Genomic DNA, 1,088 nt, shown 5'->3' with positions numbered 1-1,088 from the left:
ACCGCGTTCACCCGGATGTCCGGGCCGAGCTCGACCGCGAGTTCCTGGGTGATGTGGGTCAGCATGGCCTTGCTCGCGCCGTAGAAACCGATCCCGGGCGCGGGCTTGAGCCCGGCCACCGAGGAGACGTTCACGACCGCGCCGCCGTGATCCCGCATCCACGCGCCGTACGCCTGCTGCACCCACGACAGCGCGGCCAGGCAGTTGACCTCGACGATCTTGCGCGCGGCCTCGAGGTCGAGCTGCATCATGGTCCCGTAGACCGGGTTGATGCCGGTGTTGTTGACCAGCAGGTCGGCGCTGCCGAAGGTGTCGACGGCCCGCTTCACCGTCTCGGCCTGATGGGCCACGTCGTCGGCGCGACCGGCCACGGCCAGCGCCTTGTCCGGTCCGCCCAGTGCGGCGACCGCCTCATCGAGGGCTTCCTGCTTGCGGGCGGTGATGACGACCCGCGCGCCCTCGTCCACCAGGCGCTGCGCGATGCCGAGCCCGATCCCGCGGCTCGCGCCGGTGACGATGGCGGTCTTGCCCTCGAATCTGGTCATGTGGAAGTCCTCCGATGATCGGTGCGGTCCGGCGAGCAGGCAACTTACTAAGCGCTTAGTTCTTCGGACACCATGCTCGAAAAGCCCATCCTGGTCAATACTGGCAGCATCGAACCACGCATGTGATCTGTCGCACACGCGGGGTGAAAGTGCAGTTCATACACCGGTTATCGGACCACTGTTGAAACCCGATTCAGATTCACGGCCGCCTGCACGGCTTCACGCGCGCTAGCGGCGCAGCCGCCGGTTCGGCGGTGCGGGCTCCGAACGCGCGAACTGCCCGGGGGTCTGCCCCTTCCAATCGCGGAACGCCGTCGCGAACGCCGACACGCTGGTGTAGCCGAGGCGCGTGGCCACCGTGTCGACGGTGAATCCGGTGGCCAGCAATTCCTCCGCGAGCAGGCCCGTCGTCTCGCAGGCCAGTTCCCGGAAGGTGGTGCCCTCGTCGGCCAGGCGGCGGCGCAGGGTGCGCACGCTCATGTGCAGATCGGCGGCGATGGTGGCCTGGTCGATGGCCCGGCCGTGGCGCATGAGCAGAGCCCG

2 protein-coding genes are annotated in these 1,088 nt (G+C 68.3%); both read right to left on the bottom strand.

The features are described 5' to 3' along the window. On the bottom strand, positions 1-545 hold a 545-nt coding region (locus ACIRS4_RS38710), incomplete at its 3' end, for an SDR family oxidoreductase (protein WP_404205038.1). Between the two features lie 228 nt (positions 546-773). Further along, positions 774-1,088: helix-turn-helix domain-containing protein (locus ACIRS4_RS38705; RefSeq protein WP_404205036.1), on the bottom strand; the 315-nt coding region annotated here is incomplete at its 5' end.

Origin of the sequence: Streptomyces sp. NPDC101166, assembly GCF_044768125.1 — a bacterium.
In the GTDB taxonomy this organism is placed as follows: Bacteria; Actinomycetota; Actinomycetes; order Streptomycetales; family Streptomycetaceae; genus Streptomyces.
The sequence above is the reverse complement of the archived record's forward strand: the minus strand, read 5'-3'. Positions and strand labels throughout refer to the sequence as shown.